We start from the raw sequence: 19875 nt of genomic DNA, 5'->3' as shown, positions 1-19875 counted from the left end.
CTAAGCTGCCATCAACCGGCCGACGAAGGGACACAAGCCGTGGCTCAGCGGACCACCGACGACCAGCCCAAAGCCCTGCCGCCCGCCCTCGAATCCATGACCCTCCTGGTCGCCGCGGTCATCGTCCACGACAAGGCCACCAACCGAGTCGTCCTCCTCCGGCGCAGCCAGAACGCCAAGTTCGCCCAGGGCATGTGGGACCTCCCCGTCGGCAAGAGCGAACCCGGCGAACCCATCACCGAAACCGCGGTACGCGAGCTCTATGAGGAAACCGGCCTGACCGTGAAGCCGGAGTCCCTGAAGGTCGCCCACATCATCCACGGCGCCTGGGGCGTCGAAGCCCCCAACGGATTCCTCACCGTCGTCTTCACCGCCCATGAGTGGACGGGCGAACCCGAAAACCGCGAACCGCGCAAGCACGCCCAGGTCCGCTGGGTCGACGCCAGCACCATCCCCGAGGACTTCGTGGACACCACCGCAAGTGCCCTTCACCGGTACCTCTCGGGAGGCCCGGAGGTCTCCCTCGACGGCTGGCAGTAGAGGCGCCGAGTGCGGCCCGACGGGCGCCGGGGCGGGCCTTCACCACTCGTCTCGGCAACCAAGATCGGCCGCATGATGACCACAGCAGTCCCCAGAGCATTCCCGCTCCAAGACCGACGCAATCGCCCGGGTCCGCGAACTCAGCCTCTACCGACAGTACTTCGACCTCGTCGCCGCGGGCACCGTCATTCGCTTCCACATTAAGGACACCGATGAGACCTGCGAGGTCAAGGTCCAGCGTGTCACCGCCTACCCCGATTTCAAGGCCCTGCTCGACGGGGAGGGACCTGCCAACGTCAACCGAACTCCACTCGCGAACAGCAGTAGCCAACATCCGCGTCATCTGCCCACCCGAGAAGGAAGGGCTCGGCGCCCTGGCCATCGAGATCGCGCCTCTCTCCCAGTGACGGACTTCCTCACATGCGATGCCGTAGATGGAACGGGGCTTTTCTCTGCCCGCGTTGGCGTCCAACCGCAGAGCCAAAAGCCCCCCTCAGACCACCGCATTGCGCGTATCCGCCTACGTGCAGACCCGGCTCAACAGCGTGCACTGCCGGATTTTTCCAGCCATAGGTGGCCGAATTCCCCAGACCACCAAAGTGAACACTCAGGTCTTTTCAGACCAGTTGACCTGCCATGGTGACGCAGATCACCATGGCAAACAGGCGCCCCCTGCCCATCTTCTGCAATCTTGTCACCGTTTACGATCTTTACCTGACGCATACCTTCACATTGGCATCACGTAGGTGGTGCTAGTGAAAATGCGAGAGGTCGAAGAATCATGACGGTTCACAGACCCGCGCCACGACGGCGCGGGCGGTCTCGGCTCGAGGGGAACGTCCGCTGGACAGCGGGCGGAGTCGCCTTGGCCTTGGCCATCACCCTGATCAACGCAACGAGTTCGGAGGCAGTCTTACCGACACAGACCGCGGCCGCGCCGAAGGAGGCGACAGCAACCCAGGCAGCCGACATACCCTCTGCCAGAGTCGCGGCAAAGCTCTCCGGCAAACGGATCGAAGCCCTCTCGGAACGCACCGAGACGTCGACGACCTGGGCGAACAAGGACGGCAGCCTCACCACCGAGTTCGCGGCCGGTCCGGTCCGCTTCAAGCGGGACGGCGAATGGGTCGACGTCGACGTGGATCTGCGCGAATCCGGCTCAGGTGTGGAGCCGGTCGCACACCCAGAGGGCCTGCGACTCGCCGGCCGCACCGGCACGCCCGCCAAGTCGCTGAAGGCCGCGCAACAGACAAAGGCCACCGACCTGGTGACGCTGGGAGAAGGCGACCAGCAGATCACCCTCCAGTGGAAGGGCGGCCTGCCCAAGCCGAAGCTCGACGGGACACGGGCGGAATACGTCAACGCCGTTCCCGGTGCGGACGTGGTAGTCGAAGCCACCCGAACCGGCTTCGAGCAGTTCGTCGAGATCAAGCAGCAGCCCGCCGAGGGCGGCTACACGTACACGCTGCCACTCAAGGCCAAGGGCCTGAAGGTGAAGCAACTTGCTGACGGAAGCGTTCAGTTCACCGACAAGAAGAACAAGAAGCGGGCCGTGATGCCCGCGCCGGTCATGTGGGACGCCACCGTCGACAAGCGGTCCGGTGAGCACACCCACAAGGCGAAGGTCGGCCTGAAGGTTGTGAAGAAGGGCTCCTCGGTCGACCTGGTGGTCACCCCGGACGCCGGCTTCCTCGCCGATCCGGAGACCAAGTACCCGGTCACCGTCGACCCGTCCACGTCCTCGCTGTCGAACGTCTTCGACACCTACGTCCAGCAAGGTGAGACCGTCGACTGGTCGGCCGACACCGAACTGGACCTCGGCAACCCAGGAACCACGAACGCCGACGGCACGCCGCGCACGGCGCAGTCCTTCGTCTCCTGGAACACCTCGCCCATCCAGGACGCGCTGGTCCTGGACGCAAAGCTGTCCCTGTGGAACTTCCACTCGGGCAACACCGACTGCAAGCTCTACCCGTGGGAGGTTTGGTCGTCCCCGGCGGCGTCCACCTCAAGCCGGTGGACCAACCGTCCGACGATGACAACGAAGAAGGCCACCTCCACCGAGACCCGCGGCAACGTCGGCTGCACCACGCAGCCCGACGGCTGGATCAACGCCGACGTGACAACCCTGGCCCAGGAGTGGGCCTCGGCCAAGGCCACCCGTGGTCATATGGGTATCCGGGCCACCAGCGAGTCGGTCGTCGCACAGTGGAAGCGGGTCAACTCCGCGAACGCCGCCTCCAATCCGCCGAAGCTGGTGGTGAACTACAACTACCGGCCGCGCACCGGCACCAAGCAGGAGGCGGGCCCGCCGTACTTCTCCTACAGCGGCGCCTACACGGTCAACACGGTGACGCCCACGCTGCGGGACACCTTCGTCGACTCCGACGGCGACAAGGTCAACGGCACCTTTCAGATCTTCGACTCCGCCACCGACACCCAGGTCGGCGACGTCATCGTGTCGAAGTACGTGCCTTCCGGGCAGGTCGCCTCCGTGACCGTGCCCTCCGGTTTGCTGGCCAACGGCAAGACGTACAAATTCCGCACCAGCCCGTACGACGGCTCGCACTACAACACCGGCTGGTCGGCATGGAAGACGTTCACGGTTGATACCAGCGCCCCGTCCGCTCCGACGAAGATCGTCTCCACGGACTATCCGTCGAGTTCCTGGGTCAAGGGTGCGGGCCAGGCAGGCACCTTCACCGTCACTCCGCCCGCCTCGGACCACAACTGGCTGGAATGGTCCCTGGACAGTGTGACCTGGACCAAGATATCCACCGGCGGGTCGACGGCCGCCAAGGCCATCAGCGTCACCCCTCCGAAGGACGGCACGCACACCCTGCAGGTCCGCGCGGTGGACAAGGCGGACAACAAGTCCGAGCCGATCGAGTACACCTTCCACGCCGGACCGGGCGGTTTCATCGAACCCTCCGACAGCGACCGCACCGCGCGCCGACTGCCGCTGACCGCCGAGGCCGACTCAGGCAAGTACAGCAGCGTCTCCTTCTCCTGGCGCCGTTCCGAGGCGGACAGTTGGGTGAAGATCCCGCTCGGGAACGTTACCTCTGGCGGCGACACGCTGACGGCATGGCCGGTGCCGCTGACCAACGGCAAGAACGCACAGTTGGTCTGGGACGCGGCCGCTACCGTCAATCCGGACGGCACAGTGCAGATCAAGGCCGACTTCACCGGCCCGAACAGTGCCTCCGGCAGCAGCGGGCCACTGACCGTGGTCGTCGACCGCAATGCCGACACCGCTGCAGTACAGGAAATCGGCCCCGGCTCGGTCAATCTCCTCACCGGCGACTACCACCTCTCGGCCTCCGACGTGGCCTACTACGGCATGACCGTCACCCGCACCGCCTCCTCCCGTACACCCACCGAGGGCGCCGAACAGGAAGGACAGGTCCCGATCTTCGGTTCCGCCTGGGTTTCCGGGGTCACCGCAGAGCTCACGGAGTCGGACTACTCCTTCCTCCGCCGCGTGTCCGACACAGCCGTCACCCTCATCAAGACCGACGGCACCAAGGTCGGTTTCACTGCGAACGCGGGCCGCACCGGTTGGATACCGGAGCCCGGGGCGGCGGATCTCACCCTGACCGGCAGCGTGAGTGCCTCGTTCGCCCTCCGCGACGGTGAAGGCGTCATCACCGAGTTCGCCAAGCCCGACCCCGCCATGGACGCCTGGCAGGTCACCACCTCGCGCCTCGACGGCCTCACCACGACCAGCACGACCATCAAATCCGAAACGGTCGTCCAAGGCGGCAAGACCCTGGCACGACCGGTGCGGATCGTGGCTCCGACCTCTGCGGTCGACAACGCCACCTGCTTGTCCACACCCACCACAAAGGGCTGCCGCGTACTGGAGTTCGTCTACGCGACCTCGACCACCGCAACTCAGACGGCCTTCGGCGACTACACAGGACAGGTCAAGGACGTCCGGCTGTACGCCACTGGCAAGGGCGGAACATCGTCGACGGCACTGTCCGTCGCGACTTACCGATACGACACCAATGGGCAGTTGCGCCAGCAGTGGAACCCGAGGCTGAGCCAAGACACCCAGACGCAGTACTCCTACGACGCATCCGGACGGGTCGTCCGATACCAGTCGACCACCGAGCAGCCATGGACCTTCACCTACGGCAAGGCCGGTGACACGGCGGTCGCAGGGGAAGGAATGCTGCTCAACGCATCGCGCCCCGCGCTCAAGCAGGGCACCACCAACACGGTCGACGGCAGCGCCGTGACTACGCTGGTCTATGGCGTCCCTCTCACCGGGACAGCAGCCCCCTACAAGATGAGCGCCAGCGATGTGAAGGCGTGGGCCCAAACGGACGCGCCGACGGACGCCACCGCTGTTTTTCCTGCCGACTCGGTACCCAGCTCCTCAACCGGTGCTGGTCTCGCAGCCACAGCCTACGGTCGCGCCACCATCAGCTATTTGGACGCGTCCGGCCACACGGTGAACGAGGCCACCCCGGGCGGACACATCTCCACCGCCGAATCGGACCGCTTCGGCAACACCGTCCGAGAACTCACTGCAGCCAACCGGTCGGTCGCCCTGGGACTGACCGCCGGTAACAAGACGGTCCAGGCGGACCTGGGCATCGGACAGCTCGGCTCCGCGGAGCGTGCCCTGCTCCTGTCCACGATCACCGTCTACAACGACACGGGCGTCCGTGAACTTCAGGAGTTCGGTCCGCTGCGACGCATAGACCTCACCTCCGATCTCAAGTCCGGTACCACCACCCTGGCTTCGGCCGGTACCTCCGTGACTGGCCGGAGCTGGACCGTGAAGGAATACGACACCGACCGTCCCACCGACGGCACGGCTAACGTGCGGGACCAGATCACCCGCACGACCCTCGGGGTCCAGGTGCGAGAGCACCCCACCGTCCAGGGCGACACCCGGGTCACGCAAACCGTCTACGACTGGACACGCGGCGTACCGCTCAAGAAAATCCAGGACCCGACCGGTCTCGCCCTCACCACCAGCTACCAGTACGACGACAAGGGCCAGGTGACGAAACAGATCCCTCCCGGCGCGGCCGAGAGTGACACCGCCACCCAGGTGACCACCTTCTGGTCCGCCACCGGCACCGGCACCTGCGCCGGCCGCCCCGAGTGGGCCGACTTGCTCTGCTCCTCAGGGCCCGGCGGCGCCATCACAGGCGGCGGCGGCAATCCCAGCCAAATGGCCACCAGCACCTACGAGTACGACTCCTGGGGCAACACCGCATCGATCACCAACACGGCCAACAGCACCACACGCACCACCACCACGACCTACGACACTGCCGGTCGTGCCTCGATCGTCACGGTGAGCGGCGGCCTGGGCCAGGCCGTGCCGTCCACCACGACCACGTACGACGCCTCCACGGGGCGCGTCATCTCCGTGACCTCCACGTCCGGCGGGACGATCACCAAGGGTTACGACACTCTCGGACGCCTCATCTCGTACAAGGACGCCGACGGTGGTACCACGACCACCGAGTACGACCGCCTAGACCGGCCGGTGAAGGTCACCGACAGTGTGCCCTCCACCCAGACCTACACGTACGACCAGACCGCGGAACCGCGCGGACTAGTCACCAAGATCACTGACTCCGCCGCCGGATCCTTCACAGGAACCTACGATCCCGACGGGCTCATGGTCGGCGAGAAGCTGCCTGGCGGATACTCCCTGGCCATACGCACCGACACCACAGGTACGCCGGTCGAGCGCACCTACACTCGCGACAGCGACGGAGCGCTCGTCTACAGCAACAGCGTCGCCGAGTCCGTCCACGACCAGACAACCCGCAACGCGGGCTGGTCCGACCAGAACTACGCCTACGACGCGGCAGGCCGCCTGACGGAGGTCCAGGACACCGCAGACACCGTTTGCACCCGCCGTGCGTACGGCTTTGACGCCCGCACCAACCGCAAGACACTCAACACGGTGGCGGGCGGACCGGGCGCGGACTGCCCGACCTCGGGTGGATCAGCTGTCACCACAACGTACGACTCGGCCGACCGCGTCGTCGCCACGGGCTACGCCTACGACGCCTTCAGCCGTACCACCACGCTGCCAGGTTCCATCACAGTTGGTTATTTCGCGAACGACATCGCGCGACAACTGACGACGGGCACCCAACGACAGACCTGGAACATCGACTCCGCACTGCGGTTCCGCACCTGGACCGTGGAGGACAAGACGTCGGGGACCTGGACCCAGGTCGGCAGCAAAACGAACCACTACGACTGCGACTCCGACAGCCCACGGTGGATCGTGGAAGACAACGCGACTGGCGCCGTCACCCGCAATGTCTCTGCACTGGAAGGAGGACTGGCCGCCACGACCAGCGCTGCCGGCGACACGGTCTTGCAGCTCTCCACGGTTCATGGCGACGTGGCGCTGCAACTACCCCTCGACTCGTCCGTGGCACCGATCGCGCTCGACACAGACGAATACGGCAACACACGCGCCGACGCGACGGCCTCCCGGTACGGCTGGCTGGGGGTCCGGCAGCGGTCCGGAGAGACGATCACCGGCGACATGCTCATGGGCATCCGGTTGTACGACCCGACAACCGGACGCTTCCTTTCTGTGGACCCGGTCTTCGGCGGCGGCGACAACCGCTACGGATACCCGGGCGACCCCGTCAACAAGAACGACCTCGACGGCCGCAAGTGGAAGTGCAAAGCCAAGTGCCAGCTGGCCGGCCGGGGAGCACACTGCACGGGATACATCTACGGGGCAGGGTCGGGCCACAGCCAGGAAACCGCCGCCAGAGACGCGAAGCGGGACGCAGGGCAACAAGCTCCGCGCGGCTGCTATCCCCGCCACTGCCGGGCCTACGACTGCACCAAGAGCGGGCTACGTCAGTGGTGGGACGGCAATTACAGCCCGCGCCACATTCACATGCACAACGCACCCAACTGGATGCGACGCGCCAATCACTACTCGTGGGGCATGATGTTCCACAGCGAAGTATGGAGGGGCACTTACGGCAGCTGGTGCGGCTGCAGTCCCTGACCCAACCGGCTGACGCGCGCCTATGACGCGTAGCCCAGCCCCAGCGGTGCCTCTCGGGATGGGTGTCCCGGGAGGCACCGTCCTCCTCCGCGGCTACCGGTACCGGGCCGTGGAAGCGTGCTATCCCGCCCCGCCCATGGACAGAGGACAACAGTCTTGCCTGACCCGACCCAGGACACTCCGGAGCAGCCCAAACTCTGGCAAGTGAAGATCGCGCTCATCGCAACGGCCGCACAGCACGAAGAACTGATGGACCGGATCGTCGAGGTGCTGTGCCCCGACCCGGGCCACGACGGGCCATGCCCCATTCCGTGGGGCATGCACAGTGTCAATGGCGAGTCCTTGTCCCGTCGGGAGCGCAAGGCACTGCTGACGGAGATCAAGGAAACCAACTGGGGCCCGGACGAGGCCGAAGGCGGAGAGGAAACCGAGGGGTAGAGCCACTCCGAAACCCGGCGACCAGTCCGCACACAGTCCGCAGGACACCCACTCAAGACCGTCGCACCCCATCGCCACCAATCACCAAAAGGCCAGGTCAGCGACCCACAGGAAACATCCCCGCAGGTCGCCGACCCGGCCCACTACTAGGAGACCAAGAAGGCCTAGTTCGACGAGCGTACGGAAAGGGGCTCGGCCCGCTGCATGCGGACGAGCCCCTTCTTCGTTTCCGTGATCCTCTCAAGGGCACTGCCCGTCAGCTCAGCACGAGCAGTACGGCCAGTGCCACGAGCAGGGAGTCGATCCGGTCCAGCAGGCCGCCGGAGCCGGGCAGCCAGCGGCCCGCGTCCTTGACCCGCGCACCTCTCTTGATCATGGATTCCAGCAGGTCCCCGGCCGGCCCGCCGACCGCCACCGCGACCGCCGTCGGCCAGCTGAGCGCGGACAGCACGGCGAGCACGCCGAGTCCGGCCGCGGCGCCGGCCAGGGTTCCGCTCCACCGCTTGGCCGGTGACAGCGGCGACAGCCGTGGCCCGCCCAGGTGACGCCCGGCGAAGTAGGCCGTGATGTCGGCGACCGAGACCGCCACGAACAGCGCCAGCCCGCTCGCCCCGAGCGGCACCAGCGCGGCCGGCACGCTCAGCCAGGCCAGCCCGAGCAGCCCGGCGCCGAGCCGGCGCAGACCGTGGTCGGCGTCGCCGCTCACCAAGGGCACCGCGGCCACCGCGAGTGCCCCGACCGCCAGCGCCCGCGGCACCTCTCCGGGCGCCAGCCAGGCGGTCAGCACCACCCCGGTCACCGCCGCGGCCAGCACCGCGCGGTCCACCCGGCCCAGCAGCATCAGCCCGCCGAACTCCAGCACCGCGATCACCCCGACCACGACGGCGACGGCCGCGATGCCCGGCTCGCCCCACCAGAACGCCCCGGTGACCAGCGGCACCCCGACCGCCCAGGCGCACCACCGGACCATCAGCTCGCGGTGCCTGGAGGCCGCCACCGCGACACCGCTCAGGGCCAGCGCCCCACCGAGGTAGGGCGCCAGCGCGGGCACGGTGGTCATCGAGCGGTTCCCGTGGCGGCCATCGGCTGCGCCGCGAGCCCGGTCTCCGGCCCGGGCCGGAGCACGTCAAGGGCGGCCCGGCACGCCGCCACGATGCGCGTGTTCTCGGCGCTGTCGCGGACCGCGATGCGCACGGTGCGTCCTTCGTACCGCGGCGACAACGGCGACAGGTCGCGCAGGTACACGCCGTGCCGGCGGCACTCGTCCACCAGCTGCGCTGCGCTCGGTCCGCCCGGCGGCAGGGTGAGCGAGAGGAAGTTCGCCACGGACTCCTCGACCGTCACGTCCGGCGCCGCCGCGGCCAGGTCCGCGGCCAGTTCCCGGCGCAGGGCGTGCGTGGCGAGCCAGCGCTCGCGGTAGTACTCCGGGTCGCGGAGCGCCGCCACGGCGGCCAGCTGGGCCGGGAGACTGACCGGCCAGGGCGGAGTCCATCGGCGCAGCTCCGCCGCTGTGGCCGGTTCGGCCACCGCGTACGCGGCCCGCATGCCGGACAGCGCGTACATCTTCGACAGCGAGGTGCAGACGGTCACCCGCGGGTCGGTCGCGGCGAGGCCGGCGAGTGACTCGTCCGGGCCGACGTAGCCCAGGTACGCCTCGTCGATCCACCAGTGCGTACGGTCCGGCGCGGCCTTGATCGACGCGCGCAGCCCGGACGCCGGTGCGTGCCTCCCCGTCGGGTTGTTCGGGTTGACCACCACCACGAGGTCGTAACGCCCGGAGCCGACGGTCGCGGACAGCCGGTCCGGGTCGATCCGCCAGCCGTCCTCGCGGCGCAGCGGGAACCGGTCCACCCGGCATCCGATCACCCGCTCCGTGACGTGGGCGTACTCGCCGTAGCACGGGTCGGTCAGCAGCACCCTGCTCCGCGGGGTCAGCCGGCGGCCGAACGCCCGGAAGATCAGGTCGGACGAACCGGCGCCCACCGCCAGCGTGTCCGGCGGCAGACCCCGGGCCGCGGCGATCTCCGCCGACAGGCCCTCGGCACCGGACGGCGGCGAGGTACGGGCGGCCCACTCCGGGTCGTCCACGAGGGCCGCCCGCACTCCGGGGGCAGGCGGGAACCAGGCGTCCAGCACATCGGCCATGACGATGTCGTGCCGCCGGTGCAGGGTGCGGAAGTCCGTACCGATGGCGGTGAACGAGGCACCGCCGTGCTCGCAGCCGTCCGGCCGGGGCGCGAACGGCATGTCAAGGCGCCAGTCCACCACCGACCGCAGCCGCTCCAGCGCGCTGCCGTACCGCTCCCTCGCCCGCCTCGTCAGCTCGGGCACACCGCCGGTCAGCACCTCGAACGTCACCGCGCCGCTGCGGACGGTACGGCCGACCGGGCGCAGGCCGACGGCCCGGTACATGTCGAGGACCTCGGTACGCCCCATCGCCACCACCCGGCGCCCGCCGCGAGAGGCGATCCAGCGCAGCGCCGCGTACATCAGCAGGGGGGCCGCCGTGGTGGTGCGCCAGCGCGGCTCGACGGTGAGGATGCGCACCTCGAACACGTCGTGGCCGGCCAGCGCCGGCAGTTCGTCGCGGGTCAGGTACTTGTCCAGTCCGAACCGCCCCAGCCAGGGCGGGGTCAGGCTGACGAAGCCGATGCGGGTCGTGCCGCGCGCCGCGACGAGATAGACGTTGTCACCGTCGAGACCGTCGCGCAGCCGCCCCGCCGGATCCGGCGGATGCTGGCCCAACTCCTCGGCGTACACCCGGTGTCGCAGTTCGTGGATCCAGTCGAGATCCTCCGGAGTGGCTGAGCGCAGCTGCAGGTCTCGAACCATGGGGCACCTCTTTCGACGCGGGTGGGTTGCATCATGGAAAACCCGCATCGCCCGCGCCAGAGCCGAGCACCACGACCGGCCTGAGTACGGGTACTCAGGCGCTCTCGCTCCCCGTGTGCTTCGGCACTCGGCCCGCTCTCGGCATGCCCCTAGGCCTCGCCCGCCTCCAGCAGCCCCGCCGCCTCGCCCACGATCCGCGGATCCGGCGTGCCGACCACCTCCTCGTCCTTGTCGGTGTAGTCGAAGCGGGCCAACACCGTGCGCATGGCCTCGACTCGGGCCCGCTTCTTGTCGTTGCTCTTGACCACCGTCCAGGGCGCGAACTGGGTGTCCGTCTCACGGAACATGGCGACCTTGGCGGCGGTGTAATCGTCCCAGCGGTCCAGGGAGGCGAGGTCCATGGGGCTGAGCTTCCACTGCCGTACGGGATCGATCTGGCGGATGGTGAAGCGGGTGCGCTGCTCGCCCTGGGAGACCGAGAACCAGAACTTCAGCAGGTCCACGCCGTCGTCGACGAGCATCCGCTCGAACAGTGGGGCCTGCCGCATGAAGCGCCGGTACTCGTCGTCCGTGCAGAAGTCCATGACCCGCTCCACACCGGCCCGGTTGTACCAGGACCGGTCGAACAGCACGATCTCACCAGCGGTCGGCAGATGTTCGACGTACCGCTGGAAGTACCACTGCCCGCGCTCGCGCTCGTTCGGCTTCTCCAGCGCGACCACGCGGGCCCCACGGGGGTTCAGGTGCTCCGTGAAGCGCTTGATGGTGCCGCCCTTGCCGGCCGCGTCCCGTCCCTCGAAGACGATGACGAGCCGGCGCCCGGTCTCCTTGATCCAGCTCTGGAGCTTGAGCAGTTCGATCTGCTGGAGCCGTTTGTGCCAGTCGTACTCCTTGCGCTCCATGCGATGCGCGTAGGGGTAGTTCTCCCGCCAGGTGTCGATCGGGCTGCCGTCCGGGCGGATGAGCACGGGGTCGTCGGGGTCGGTGTAGTCGACCTTCAGGTCGTTCAGCAGGGGGGTCATCCTGCTCCCCTCTCATCTCGGTGGTTCAGTGGAACTGCGGCACGATCAGACAGATGCCGTACGCCGCCACCGCCGCGCAGGCGAGGCACAGGCCGGTCTGGGCGATGCCGAGCGTGGACGTACCACCACCGCCATCCTCCCGCGCCCCCTCGAAGCGGGCGAGCCCGAGTACCCGAGGGCGAAGACCACCCCCACGGCGATGGTGACGCCGACCCTCACCGCGGTGACCTGGCCGAGGGCGGTCCAGTCGATGCTCATGACAGGAACTCCTCAAGAGGCTCAGGGGGCCGTGCGTCGAAGGCCAGGGCCGTGACGCTGACGACCGCCACGAGGAACGTGATGTGGTCCATGCCTCTCATGGGAGCAAGCGCTTCCGTACGGCAGGAGAACGCCGGGCAAAGCCCCTTCCAGGTCCCCGCGCCCAGCTGGTGAGCATCATGCGATGCTGGCGTGATGGTGAGCATCGAGGACCTGGTCCGGCTGCGGCAGGCGCGGGACCGCATGGACCGCGAGTACACCGAGCCGCTCGACGTGACCGCGCTCGCCCGCACCGCGCTGATGTCACCGGGCCACTTCCAGCGCAGCTTCCGCGCGGCCTTCGGGGAGACGCCGTACGGCTATCTCATGACCCGGCGCATCGAGCGCGCGAAGGCGCTGCTGCGGCGGGGTGACCTCTCCGTCACCGAGGTCTGCATGGCCGTGGGCTGCACCTCCCTCGGCTCCTTCAGCTCGCGCTTCACGGAACTGGTGGGCGAGACGCCGAGCGCCTACCGCGCACGCCCCCATGAGGAGATCGCCGGGATCCCGCCGTGCGTGGTCCGCAGGCACACCCGGCCCCGACGGGCCTAACGTGAAGCCATGGACATCAAACTCAAGAACTGCTTCATCGCCGTCGACGACCACGACAAGGCGGTCGCGTTCTACCGGGACGTCCTGGGCATGGAGGTGCGCAACGACGTCGGGTACGAGGGCATGCGCTGGGTGACGGTCGGCTCGCCGCTCCAGCCGGACGTGGACATCGTGCTGGAGCCGCCGGCCGCGGACCCGGACGCGTCCCCCGCGGACAAGGAGGCGATGGCGCGACTGCTGGCCAAGGGGCTGTTGCGGGGGGTCAACTTCACGACCACCGACTGTGACGCCTTGTTCGCCCGGGTGCGGGAGTCGGGGGCCGATGTCATCCAGGAGCCCACGGACATGCCGTACGGGGTGCGGGACTGTGCGTTCCGGGATCCGGCGGGGAACATGCTGCGGTTCATGGAGGTGCCGAAGTAGAGAAGGCGCCGAATTCAGAAGAGGTGGCGAGGTGGAGGAGCCTACGATCACCGCATGACTACCCGCTGGACGTACGCCTTCGTCGACCGGCCCGCGGCACGATTCGCTCAGGCCTGCGACTTCTGGACCAGTGCCACCGGCACCCGGTTGTCCGAATTCCGGGGTGAGCGGCGGGAGTTCGTGACCCTCGTGCCGCTCGGCGGAGCCGACGCCTGCGTCAAGGTCCAGGCCGTCGCCTCCGGGCCCGGCGGTGCCCATCTCGACTTCTGCGTCGACGACGTACGGAAGTTCGCGAAGGCGGCCCAGGCGCTCGGCGCACACGTGGTCGCCGACCAGGGCACGTTGGTCGTGCTCCGCTCCCCCGCCGGCCGGCTGTTCTGCGCCGACCCCTGGCGCGGACAGTCGACCCGCCCGCCGGTGATCCGCGGCAGCCGACTCGACCAGGTCTGCCTCGACATCCCGCCCTCCCTCTACGACACCGAAGTCGCTTTCTGGGCCGCCCTGTTGCCCGACTGGGAGTCGCGCTCCGGCTCGCTCCCCGAGTTCCATGTCCTCCAGCCACCGGCCGGCCTCCCGGTCCGCATCCTCCTCCAGCGCCTCGACGAGGAACGCCCCGCCTCCGCACATCTCGACCTGGCCTGCGCGGACATCGAGGCGACACGGGCCGAACACGAGCGCCTGGGTGCCGAGTTCGTCGCCCGGCACCGGAACTGGACGGTGCTGCGCGACCCGGCGGGCGGCCTGTACTGCCTGACAGGGCGCGACCCGGAGACGGGCGGACTGCCTAACCGGATGAGATGAACGCGCAGGCAACGATCGTCGGACCTGCCCCGGGGTCGGCGGTGAGGCTGGGACACATGCTCTCCCACCCCTCCGGAAGCGCGGGGCGCGGACCGCTCCTCTCCCAGCTGGACTGCCCCGGCGGCTCCGCCGAGTCCTGCAGCCACAGCGTCAGCCCGCCCGTGACGACCACGAGAGCCGCCCAGACCGCCACGGCCCACGCCCACACCCGACGGCGACCGCTCACTCCCACGGCTCCACGTCGACGACCGCGTCCACCGGGATCGGCCCGTAGACGTGCGGGAACTCCTCGGCGCCGGGCTCGGGGGCCTCGTACTTCAGCGGGACGTCGAGGCGAGCGGGGTCGATGACGAGGAGCACCAGGTCGTCGGGGCCGTCGTAGGAGCCGTAGAGGAAGGCCGCGACGGCCGGCAGCTGCTCGCGCGTCGAGCAGTGGATGAATCCCTCCTCCTGGAGGGTGCGGCCGCGCGTCGAGATCTCGTACGTGCCCCGGGCGCGGGCCTCCTCCCAGAGGGAGCGTTCGGTCAGGTGCACGATGAGGTTCGTTGTGGACATGCCGTCACGTTAAGGCCTCAGCCGTGCCGCCCGCCGGTGCAAATAGCGTTGCTCGGGCAGGCTCAGGGTCTTGGCGGCCGCCGACTCGTACGCGGCACGCGCCTCCTCGGAGGAACCGGCCCGCTCCAGCAGATGTCCGCGCACGGCGTCCAGGCGGTGCCCCAACTCGTCGGTGAGCGAGTCCAGTTCCGCGAGACCGGCCTCGGGACCGTGCACCATCGCGACCGCGACCGCCCGGTTCAGTCGCTCCACGGGCCCCGGAACGAGTCGTACGAGAACGTCGTAGAGCCCGAGGATCTCCCGCCAGTCGGTCGCCTCCGGCGCGGGCGCCTCGTCGTGTACGGCGGCGATGGCCGCGCGGATCTGATAGGGCCCGGCACGGCGGCGGGCCAGCGCGCGGGTGACCAGCGCGACGCCCTCCTCGATCGCCGCCCTGTCCCAGCGGCCGCGGTCCTGTTCGTCGAGGGGGACCAGGTCGCCGCCCGGGCCGGTGCGGGCGTCGCGGCGGGCGTCGGTGAGGAGCATCAGGGCGAGCAGGCCCGCGGTCTCGCAGTCGTCGGGGAGCAGACGGTGGACCGTGCGGGTCAGGCGGATCGCCTCTCCGGCGAGGTCGCGGCGCTGGAGGGCCGGGCCGGAGGTCGCCGTATGGCCCTCGTTGAAGATCAGGTAGAGGGTGTGCAGGACGGCGGGCAGCCGTTCCGCCCAGTTGTCGGGCCGCCCGAAGCTCACGCCCCGGACCTTCTGCTTGGCCCGGCTGACCCGCTGGGCCATGGTCGCCTCGGGGACGAGGTACGCCCGGGCGATCTCCGCCGTGGTCAGACCGCCGACCGCACGCAGGGTGAGCGCGATCTGCGCGGACGGGGTGAGCTGCGGATGGCAGCACAGGAACAGCAGGGACAGGGTGTCGTCGGGGCGCGGCGCGCGGTCGGCGAGGGCGGTGTCCCGCACGCTCAGCGCGGCCGCCTTCTCCTCCCTCGCCCGCCGTGCCTCCTCCGCGCGCAGCACGTCGGTCAGCCGCCGGGAGGCCACCTTGATGAGCCACCCGCGCGGATTGTCGGGCACCCCGGCGGCCGGCCACTGCCCGGCCGCGGCCAGCAGTGCCTCCTGTACGGCGTCCTCGGCGGCATCGAAACGGCCGTACCGCCTGACCAGCGCGCCGAGGACCTGCGGCGCGTGCAGGCGCAGCAGGTCCTCGGTCGGGGTCATCGCTCGCACGGTTCTCAGATGTCCCCGGCGCCGTCCAGGATGGGCCGGATCACCACCGGGTACTCGGGGGCACCGGCGGGCTGGGGGCACTGGGCGATGCGCTCGGCGATCTCCGTGACGCGCTCCAGACTCTCGCACTCCAGCACCCAGTAGCCGCACAGCAGCTCCTTGGTCTCGCTGTACGGGCCGTCGGTGATCACGGCCTTGCCGTCCGCGCCCCGGCTGACGTGCCGGACCTTCGCGGGCTCGGCGAGGCCCTGGCCGTCGAGCATCTCGCCGGTCTCGGACAGGTCGTCGTTGACGGCGCTCATGAAGGCGTACATCGTCTGGATCTCCTGCTCGCTCCAGGCCGGGGAGTGCTCGGAGCCCTTGCCGCGCATGGCGTCGTAGTCGGCCTGCGTTCCCTGCACCATGACCAGGTACTTCATGATTCCGCTCCTTCGGCTTCGGTCGGCTCGGCCGCCCGGTGCGGGCGGCTTTCACAGGGGACGTCGGAGCCGGGGACGGATTCTCGACAGGGATTCAGGAACTTTTTCCGGCGGGTGCGCCGCCGTGGTCCTCGCCGGACTCGGCGGCCTGGCCGGCGTGCGCCTCACACTCGGGGTTGCGGCACGGGCCGTCCGCCCATACCGGGACCCACGCACCCAGCGTCTTGTGACGCCGTACGACTGTCTCGACCGGCTGTCCGCAGACGGGACAGACGCGTTCGTCGCTGCCCATGTCCTCAGGGTAGGACGAAGGGGCCGCGGGCGCCTGCCGCTGTCGGCCTCTGCTGCGGTCAGCTCGTCCTGCCGTACGTCCGCACCACGACGCCGTTGTCGAAGACGCGGACCTCGTCGAGTGTGAACTCGGTGAGGGCGAAGCCGGAACCGAACATCGGCATGCCGGTGCCGAGGACCACGGGGTACGTCTTGATGACGAGTTCGTCGATCTCGTCGTGGAGTTCGCCCGCGAGCTTGGAGCCGCCGCACAGGTAGATGTCGAACTCGCAGTCCTCCGCCTTCAGCTCGCGCACCTTGGCGATCAGGTCGTCGCCGATGATCTCGACGTGCGGGTCGGGCGACTCGGTGAGGGTGCGCGAGGCGACGTACTCGCGCAGGTGGTCATAGGGGCTGGTGACGCCCTCCTTCAGGGCCACCTCGTAGCTGCCGCGGCCCTGGACGATCGTGTCGAACCTCCGGTGCTCCAGGTCGTGGATGCCGAGGGCCCTGCGACCCTGGGCATAGATGGTCTCCGGGAACTCGGCCTTGAGGTAGGAGAGGAACTCCTCGTCGACGAACCGGTACATGAACGAGGCGTCGCCGCTCTCGTCCCCGATGAAGCCGTCGATCGTGCAGGCGATGAAGTACGTGAGCTTTCGCAAGCGGGTCTCTTTTCGTAGGCTGCGCTCGGCATGTGAACCACGTCAGTTGTAGTACTTCACCTGTAGTGGTTGCAAGGCGTTTCCGACGCCGGGTGCAACTGGGAAGGGAGATTCCGCATGGCCAGCAATCCGGAACGCCGGGCCACGCTCGTGGACGCGGGGGTCGATGTGCTCGCCCGCGAGGGGGCGCGCGGTCTGACGTTCCGCGCGGTCGACACCGAGGCGGGCGTCCCGGTGGGGACGGCCTCGAACTACTTCACGGACCGCGACGACCTGCTGAGGCAGATCGACGCCCGCCTGCACATCCGGCTGGCTCCCGACCCGGACAAGTTCGCCGAACTGCTGACCCGGCCGAAGGACCGCTCCCTGGTCGCGGCCTTCATGCACGACCTGATGGCCCGCGCGACCCACGACCACACGGGCTATCTGGCCCTTCTGGAAATGCGCCTGGAGGCCACCCGCCGCCCCGCACTCCGCGCGTCCTTCACCACGTCGGTCCGAGCGGACCTGGAGGAGGGCATCCGGTTCCACCGCGAGGCGGGCCTGCCGGGCGGCGACGAGACGGTCACGGTGCTCTATCTGGCGATGCTGGGACTGCTGCTCGAACACCTGACGCTGCCCGGGGCGCTGGAGGGAGTACTGCCGGGGGTGGGAGTTCCGGAGGGCCTGGTGGAACGGATCGTGGAGACGGTGGTCCCGGCCCCGCCGAGCTAGTCAGGGGGCGGGGGACCACGCGGCCGGCTTCGCCCCGGCCGCGCCGTGCGACGCCCCCTCCGGCACTATCGCGAAGCGCGCGGCTCGCGCCACATCGGCCACATCTGCGGCCCGTCAGGCAGGTCGAGCGGCCGCTCCACGAGCTCGAACCCGAGCCGCTCGTACAGCCCCCGGCTCCGCGCACTGCTCGCCTCCAGATACGCCGGCACCCCCTCCCGGTCGCACCGCTCCAGCACCGACCCGATGAGCGCGGTCCCGAGCCCCTCCCCCTGCCGCTCGGGAGCCACGCCGATCATCCACAGGTACTCGTGGGCCCGCCCGGCCGGATGCACCTCGGCCGTGAGCCGCCCGATCAGCTCGATGCGCTCATTGCCCGGATCGAGAGCCTCACGCAGTGCGGCGAACCCGTCCTCGCCGTCCATCTCCTCGCCCCCGTCCGCCGGCACCGGCAGCCACAGCGCGCACGCGGTCCCGTCCTCCGTGACGTCCACCCGCCCCTCGGCCATCACGATGTCCACGAACGCGGCCATCAACCGGGGATGCGTCGTACGGCGGTACTCCTCCCCCGGGAAGATCCACCCGCTGACCGGATCGTCCTGGAAAGCCGAGTCCAGCAGTCGCGTCACCAGTTCGCGATCGCTGCTGCCGGCGGTCCGTATCGCCACGCCCATGCCCCACCCCTTCATCTCAACCACCGTTGGTCACAAGGGTGTTGAGACTATCCGGTGAGCATGCGGAAGCGGGCCCCGCACACCGTGGGGATGTGCGGGACCCGTCGGCCGGGACCCCCGGAGGCCGCGCGGGATCAGGAACCGCGCGGTGCCGGGCGCCCCGGGGTCCTCAGGCGCTGCGCCGCGTCACGAACTCCGCGAGGGAGAGCAGCCCGCCCGCCGCCTCCGGATCGGGCACCGCACGGGCCAGTTGATCCATCGCCCGGGCCATCCGGTCGGCGGCCTGCGCCTGCGCCCAGTCACGGCCGCCGGCCTCCTCGACGGCCAGGGCCGTGCGCACCAGGTCCTCCTCGGCGTACGGCGCCGCGTACAGCTCGGCCAGGTCCGCGGCCGCGGCCGTACCGGAGGTGAGCGCGGCGACCACCGGGAGGGACTTCTTGCGGGCGGCGAGGTCCGCGCCGACCGGTTTGCCGGTGCGGCTCGGGTCGCCCCATATGCCGATCACGTCGTCGATGAGCTGGAAGGCGAGGCCCGCCTCCCGGCCGAACGCGTCCATCGCCCCGACATCCTCGGCGGACGCGCCCGCGTACAGCGCGCCGAGCGCACAGGCACACCCGAGCAGCGCGCCCGTCTTGGCCTCCGCCATCACGAGCACCTGGTCGAGGGTGACCTCGCCGGGACCGAGCTCCTGCATGGCGGTGTCCTCGTGCTGGCCCTCGCACAGTTCGACGACACAGGCCGCGAGCCGGGCCGCGGCCGGTCCCGCCGCGGGGTGCGGGTCCTCGGCCAGCAGCCGCAGCGCCAGCGCCTGGAGGGCGTCCCCGGCCAGGATCGCGTCGGGGTCGCCGAACACGGTCCACGCCGTGGCGCGGTGCCGGCGGGTGGTGTCGCGGTCCATCACGTCGTCGTGCAGCAACGTGAAGTTGTGCACCAGCTCCACCGCCACGGCGGCCCGGACGGCCGCCGCCCGTGCCCGGTCCCCGCCGAGAGCGGCGGCCGCGGTGAGGACGAGTGCGGGCCGTATCGCCTTGCCCGCGTTGCCCGCAGCCGGAGTGCCGTCGGCGTGCTCCCAGCCGAAGTGGTAGAGCGCGACCCGGCGCAGGGAGCCGGGCAGCGACTCCAGCGCGGAACGCAGCTCGGGGTCGACCGACGCCCGGGCCCGCTCCAGGATCACCGCGGCCTCGTGCCCGTCTGCCGAACGCGCCTCGGCCCGGGCGTCGGGTCCGTGGAGCGGGCGGCCCTGGGGCGGCACGTCGGGCCCGTGACGCGGATGGGTCTCGGCCATCGTGTCGGGCTCGTGCAGCGGACGCGCCTCGGCCCCGTCGAGCCGGCCCGTCTCTCCGGCCGGTGCCCCGCCCCCGGTCCCCCCGGCGGCCGGCGCCTCCGTCCTCTCGGTCGCCAGTGCCTGCGTACCCGTCGTGAACTCGGCCATGGGACCCCCCT

At 69.5% G+C, this 19875-nt stretch carries 17 protein-coding genes and 2 pseudogenes; 8 read left to right on the top strand and 11 right to left on the bottom strand.

The annotated features are described in order from the left end of the window. Window positions 1-39: 39 nt before the first annotated feature. The 4 genes and pseudogenes from ABZT02_RS42755 (at window position 40) to ABZT02_RS42740 (ending at window position 7996) form a co-directional block, all read left to right on the top strand. Complete coding sequence (locus ABZT02_RS42755; RefSeq protein ID WP_356028088.1) at window positions 40-540, top strand: NUDIX domain-containing protein; 501 nt, start codon at window positions 40-42, stop codon at window positions 538-540. 121 nt (window positions 541-661) lie between these two features. Continuing rightward, window positions 662-947, top strand: a pseudogene (locus ABZT02_RS42750) (RNA-binding protein). Between the two features lie 464 nt (window positions 948-1411). Further along, the gene (locus ABZT02_RS42745) at window positions 1412-7558 is read left to right on the top strand and encodes a DNRLRE domain-containing protein (RefSeq protein ID WP_356028085.1); all 6147 of its coding nucleotides are present in this window, start codon (window positions 1412-1414) and stop codon (window positions 7556-7558) included. A gap of 204 nt (window positions 7559-7762) precedes the next feature. After that, a complete protein-coding gene (locus tag ABZT02_RS42740; RefSeq protein ID WP_356028083.1) occupies window positions 7763-7996 on the top strand; it encodes a hypothetical protein in 234 nt (77 codons plus the stop codon). A 256-nt stretch (window positions 7997-8252) separates the two neighbouring features. Here the strand turns inward: ABZT02_RS42740 and ABZT02_RS42735 are convergent, their stop codons facing one another. The 4 genes and pseudogenes from ABZT02_RS42735 to ABZT02_RS42720 all read right to left on the bottom strand — a co-directional run bounded on the left by ABZT02_RS42735 (window position 8253) and on the right by ABZT02_RS42720 (window position 12108). Further along, window positions 8253-9056: a phosphatidate cytidylyltransferase gene (locus tag ABZT02_RS42735; RefSeq protein WP_356028080.1), complete on the bottom strand. Its 804-nt coding sequence runs from the start codon at window positions 9054-9056 to the stop codon at window positions 8253-8255. Beyond that, the gene (locus ABZT02_RS42730) at window positions 9053-10828 is read right to left on the bottom strand and encodes an aminotransferase class I/II-fold pyridoxal phosphate-dependent enzyme (RefSeq protein WP_356028078.1); all 1776 of its coding nucleotides are present in this window, start codon (window positions 10826-10828) and stop codon (window positions 9053-9055) included. Before ABZT02_RS42730 ends, ABZT02_RS42735 begins: the two co-directional genes overlap by 4 nt. A 149-nt stretch (window positions 10829-10977) precedes the next feature. Continuing rightward, window positions 10978-11850 carry a polyphosphate kinase 2 gene (gene ppk2 / locus ABZT02_RS42725; protein WP_356028076.1) on the bottom strand — a complete coding sequence of 291 codons (873 nt, stop codon included), beginning with the start codon at window positions 11848-11850 and terminating at the stop codon, window positions 10978-10980. 25 nt (window positions 11851-11875) lie between these two features. After that, window positions 11876-12108: pseudogene (locus tag ABZT02_RS42720) on the bottom strand (hypothetical protein). A 195-nt stretch (window positions 12109-12303) separates the two neighbouring features. On the opposite strand from ABZT02_RS42720, the gene ABZT02_RS42715 reads away from it, so the two are divergent. The 3 genes from ABZT02_RS42715 to ABZT02_RS42705 are packed head-to-tail and all read left to right on the top strand — an operon-like array spanning window position 12304 to window position 13923. Beyond that, window positions 12304-12699, top strand: a complete 396-nt coding sequence (locus tag ABZT02_RS42715) for a helix-turn-helix transcriptional regulator (protein WP_356028073.1) — start codon at window positions 12304-12306, stop codon at window positions 12697-12699. Window positions 12700-12708: 9 nt separating this feature from the next. Beyond that, window positions 12709-13122: a VOC family protein gene (locus ABZT02_RS42710; RefSeq protein ID WP_355751004.1), complete on the top strand. Its 414-nt coding sequence runs from the start codon at window positions 12709-12711 to the stop codon at window positions 13120-13122. A gap of 54 nt (window positions 13123-13176) precedes the next feature. Continuing rightward, window positions 13177-13923 (top strand): VOC family protein, encoded by a 747-nt coding sequence (locus ABZT02_RS42705; protein WP_356028070.1) that lies wholly within the window; start codon window positions 13177-13179, stop codon window positions 13921-13923. 222 nt (window positions 13924-14145) lie between these two features. On the opposite strand, the gene ABZT02_RS42700 is transcribed toward ABZT02_RS42705, so the two are convergent. The 5 genes from ABZT02_RS42700 to ABZT02_RS42680 all read right to left on the bottom strand — a co-directional run bounded on the left by ABZT02_RS42700 (window position 14146) and on the right by ABZT02_RS42680 (window position 17047). Beyond that, window positions 14146-14478, bottom strand: a complete 333-nt coding sequence (locus ABZT02_RS42700; RefSeq protein WP_356028068.1) for a DUF952 domain-containing protein — start codon at window positions 14476-14478, stop codon at window positions 14146-14148. Between the two features lie 9 nt (window positions 14479-14487). Continuing rightward, the gene (locus ABZT02_RS42695; protein WP_356028066.1) at window positions 14488-15684 is read right to left on the bottom strand and encodes a sigma-70 family RNA polymerase sigma factor; all 1197 of its coding nucleotides are present in this window, start codon (window positions 15682-15684) and stop codon (window positions 14488-14490) included. A 14-nt stretch (window positions 15685-15698) separates the two neighbouring features. After that, a complete protein-coding gene (locus ABZT02_RS42690) occupies window positions 15699-16112 on the bottom strand; it encodes a YciI family protein (protein ID WP_356028063.1) in 414 nt (137 codons plus the stop codon). Window positions 16113-16206: 94 nt separating this feature from the next. Beyond that, window positions 16207-16404: a hypothetical protein gene (locus ABZT02_RS42685; RefSeq protein WP_356028061.1), complete on the bottom strand. Its 198-nt coding sequence runs from the start codon at window positions 16402-16404 to the stop codon at window positions 16207-16209. A gap of 58 nt (window positions 16405-16462) precedes the next feature. Next, window positions 16463-17047 (bottom strand): dihydrofolate reductase family protein, encoded by a 585-nt coding sequence (locus ABZT02_RS42680; RefSeq protein ID WP_356028059.1) that lies wholly within the window; start codon window positions 17045-17047, stop codon window positions 16463-16465. Between the two features lie 117 nt (window positions 17048-17164). Here ABZT02_RS42680 and ABZT02_RS42675 point away from each other — a divergent pair, with 117 nt between their 5' ends. After that, the gene (locus ABZT02_RS42675) at window positions 17165-17761 is read left to right on the top strand and encodes a TetR family transcriptional regulator (RefSeq protein ID WP_356028056.1); all 597 of its coding nucleotides are present in this window, start codon (window positions 17165-17167) and stop codon (window positions 17759-17761) included. 65 nt (window positions 17762-17826) lie between these two features. Here ABZT02_RS42675 and ABZT02_RS42670 read toward each other — a convergent pair whose 3' ends face one another. Together ABZT02_RS42670 and ABZT02_RS42665 are read right to left on the bottom strand one after the other, a co-directional pair. Beyond that, window positions 17827-18432, bottom strand: a complete 606-nt coding sequence (locus ABZT02_RS42670) for a GNAT family N-acetyltransferase (protein WP_356028054.1) — start codon at window positions 18430-18432, stop codon at window positions 17827-17829. A 169-nt stretch (window positions 18433-18601) separates the two neighbouring features. Further along, window positions 18602-19864: a family 2 encapsulin nanocompartment cargo protein polyprenyl transferase gene (locus ABZT02_RS42665; protein ID WP_356028052.1), complete on the bottom strand. Its 1263-nt coding sequence runs from the start codon at window positions 19862-19864 to the stop codon at window positions 18602-18604. Window positions 19865-19875: the final 11 nt, after the last annotated feature.

The sequence above is a fragment of the Streptomyces sp. NPDC005402 genome (assembly GCF_040606575.1).
GTDB lineage: Bacteria > Actinomycetota > Actinomycetes > Streptomycetales > Streptomycetaceae > Streptomyces.
This window is presented reverse-complemented; position numbering and strand designations above follow the sequence as displayed.

Excerpts from the sequence above, each read along its gene's own strand:
- ABZT02_RS42670 (WP_356028054.1), bottom strand. The coding sequence starts at position 18,432 with ATGGGCGTGGCGATACGGACCGCCGGCAGCAGCGATCGCGAACTGGTG.
- ABZT02_RS42675 (WP_356028056.1), top strand. The coding sequence starts at position 17,165 with ATGGCCAGCAATCCGGAACGCCGGGCCACGCTCGTGGACGCGGGGGTC.
- ABZT02_RS42705 (WP_356028070.1), top strand. The coding sequence starts at position 13,177 with ATGACTACCCGCTGGACGTACGCCTTCGTCGACCGGCCCGCGGCACGA.
- ABZT02_RS42695 (WP_356028066.1), bottom strand. The coding sequence starts at position 15,684 with ATGACCCCGACCGAGGACCTGCTGCGCCTGCACGCGCCGCAGGTCCTC.
- ABZT02_RS42710 (WP_355751004.1), top strand. The coding sequence starts at position 12,709 with ATGGACATCAAACTCAAGAACTGCTTCATCGCCGTCGACGACCACGAC.
- ABZT02_RS42715 (WP_356028073.1), top strand. The coding sequence starts at position 12,304 with ATGGTGAGCATCGAGGACCTGGTCCGGCTGCGGCAGGCGCGGGACCGC.
- ABZT02_RS42700 (WP_356028068.1), bottom strand. The coding sequence starts at position 14,478 with ATGTCCACAACGAACCTCATCGTGCACCTGACCGAACGCTCCCTCTGG.
- ABZT02_RS42685 (WP_356028061.1), bottom strand. The coding sequence starts at position 16,404 with ATGGGCAGCGACGAACGCGTCTGTCCCGTCTGCGGACAGCCGGTCGAG.
- ppk2 (WP_356028076.1), bottom strand. The coding sequence starts at position 11,850 with ATGACCCCCCTGCTGAACGACCTGAAGGTCGACTACACCGACCCCGAC.
- ABZT02_RS42730 (WP_356028078.1), bottom strand. The coding sequence starts at position 10,828 with ATGGTTCGAGACCTGCAGCTGCGCTCAGCCACTCCGGAGGATCTCGAC.
- ABZT02_RS42735 (WP_356028080.1), bottom strand. The coding sequence starts at position 9,056 with ATGACCACCGTGCCCGCGCTGGCGCCCTACCTCGGTGGGGCGCTGGCC.
- ABZT02_RS42690 (WP_356028063.1), bottom strand. The coding sequence starts at position 16,112 with ATGAAGTACCTGGTCATGGTGCAGGGAACGCAGGCCGACTACGACGCC.
- ABZT02_RS42665 (WP_356028052.1), bottom strand. The coding sequence starts at position 19,864 with ATGGCCGAGTTCACGACGGGTACGCAGGCACTGGCGACCGAGAGGACG.